The 2,191-nt window shown below is 46.5% G+C and carries 3 protein-coding genes and 1 pseudogene; 3 read left to right on the forward strand and 1 reads right to left on the reverse strand.

All coding sequences use genetic code 11. The features are described from left to right. Nucleotides 1-202 (reverse strand): hypothetical protein (locus KIU71_RS17660; RefSeq protein ID WP_214132629.1); only part of this gene is annotated, 202 nt, incomplete at its 3' end. Between the two features lie 27 nt (nt 203-229). Here KIU71_RS17660 and KIU71_RS17665 point away from each other — a divergent pair. The 3 genes and pseudogenes from KIU71_RS17665 (at nt 230) to KIU71_RS17675 (ending at nt 2,012) form a co-directional block, all read left to right on the forward strand. Continuing rightward, complete coding sequence (locus KIU71_RS17665) at nt 230-580, forward strand: Fis family transcriptional regulator (protein ID WP_214132630.1); 351 nt, start codon at nt 230-232, stop codon at nt 578-580. 41 nt (nt 581-621) lie between these two features. Then, nucleotides 622-813 (forward strand): annotated as a pseudogene (locus tag KIU71_RS17670) (DUF2798 domain-containing protein). A gap of 95 nt (nt 814-908) precedes the next feature. Further along, entirely contained in the window at nt 909-2,012 is a 1,104-nt protein-coding gene (locus KIU71_RS17675; protein WP_214132631.1) for a glycosyltransferase, read from the forward strand. Nucleotides 2,013-2,191 lie beyond the last annotated feature (179 nt).

Here is a 2,191-nt window from a genome sequence, read left to right on the forward strand (position 1 = left end):
AGACAAAAGAAGCGGCGGCGATAGCGATAGAAGTTTTAACTATTTTCAACATGGTTAAATTCCTCGGTTTGTTAAGTGGTTTGTGTTGACGGGTTTTATTAAAGCCGAGGTGAGAGCAGAAAAAAATCTGCAAGGCGATACATAGGTATTTCAAATGATACTTACTGATTTCGCTGACGATTGGCGTTATGATCGCTTCCATGTGATCGTTTGCAGGTAACCGACACCGGTGAAAAAATCTGATAAAAAGCTCGAAGCCAATATTATCAAGGCTTTGACCGAGGTGTGTGAGACACTCAAAGTCGCGTACAGTGATTTTTGCTGGCTAACACATACGGTAAGTTATCGTGATTATCCAGCGAGTTTCAAAGTGATAATGGTATTCAAAACGGAGGCATCGACACATAATTTTATCCAGTCTCATCATCAATCTACGGTTTTCAAACACCTTAAAGCCGAGCTTTTACCATTGGGTATACCACCCGAAAATATACCTGATGTAGTGATTTTGGACAGTGAACAAGCGTGTGCGGCTCAACATCAGGGCGATTGGCGCAAGCGACTACGGGAGTTTGCGTAGTGATACCACACCGATATAGCGCTTATGCGTTTTCTTTTTTCATGGCGCTGTTAATGTCATGCATCATGTCGTTGGTGATTACTGTATTTAATCTGGGGTTTGTCGACGGGTTATAGCTCATCTGGCTGAAGTCTTGGGCGTTTGCTTTTTCAGTAGCGCTACCTGCAATTCTGCTGGTGTCGCCCTTAGTACGTAAACTGGTTACTTTAGTGGTTGAGTCGCCGGCCAGTTAAACCTTATCGATGGATTATCGCACGAGTTTATATTTTAACCCGATGAACAGGGTAACCGTTTAGTTTAGCCAACTGACACAGGAGCAACGTTGCCATTGACGACACAAAAAACTTTTCATGTTGGGGTTATTATCGACTCTCTTGCTGGCGGTGGAGCCGAAAAGGTAATGCTGACGCTGGCTACCGAGATGGTCGCACAAGGCCATCAAGTGACGTTTTTTTGCCTGAAAAACAAGACAGAATATCAGGTACCCGCATCAATTAATGTGGTTTTTCCATTAAGCGACTACCGGGGGCGGATCCGGGGGTGGTCGAATCGCGCCACGCTAGCGGCGTTGCTACAACGCAGCGTCGATGCTCAGGCAAACCTGCGTGGTCAATTTGACTTGGTTTTAGTCAACCTATACGAAAGTTATCGTTTAGCCAGCGCTTGTCATTTCGTTAACTGCTTTTACGTGATCCACAACGCGTACACGCAAGAATTGCAAAGAGAAAAGCGCATGGGACCATTGAAGAGCCTCTACATGCGTAAGATCCTCAAAACGTTAACGGGTAAACGGCTAATCGCTGTATCTCAGGGCGTCGCTGACGAGTTAGCCAGTGCCCGTTTATTTTCAGCGCAATCAATTCAATGTATTTACAATCCGTTTGATATTACGCAAATCAGACAACTCGCACAGCATTCACCCGAGGAGTTGCCATCACAACCGTTCATATTGCATGTGGGGCGAGCCGCTAAGGCAAAACGGCATGATGTACTTTTTAAGGCGCTTCAAACAGTACGTGATGATGTCAGGCTTGTGTGCTTAAGCAGCAACGTTAAAAAGCTATCGAAACTTGCAGCCAAATACGGTGTTGAGGATCGTATTGTACTGCCCGGATTTACTGACAACCCTTATGCCTGGATGCGGCGCGCTAGTGCGCTGGTACTAAGCTCTGATTTTGAAGGGTTACCGACGGTGTTAATCGAAGCCATCATTTGTGGTACGCCCGTGGTGTCAACGGATTGCCCGCACGGTCCGAGAGAAATACTGCAAGATCAATTAGCCAAGTTTCTTGTGCCTGTGCGCCAGCCTGAAAAACTCGCGGAAAAAATCAACGAAGCGCTACACACGGGTTTCGATTTGGAGAAGCATCCCATTTTGCCTGCTGTTGACGTTAAGCGGATCACGCAGCAATATCTTTCGCTGATCGCATGATCGTAGTTCAGGTTGAGTACTCAAGACTGCTATGCTGAGTGAACCATAAGGAAAAACGGCTCCCGAAGGAGCCGTTTTAGAGGTTGCGAGCGCACACTCGCGGACCATGTTGAAACATGGAGTAACGTAATTTAGATGCGGTCAGTGATGACGGCAGCAATCGGGTTGTCGGCTAAGCC

The organism is Alteromonas oceanisediminis, from assembly GCF_018474025.1.
Lineage (GTDB): Bacteria > Pseudomonadota > Gammaproteobacteria > Enterobacterales > Alteromonadaceae > Alteromonas_E > Alteromonas_E oceanisediminis.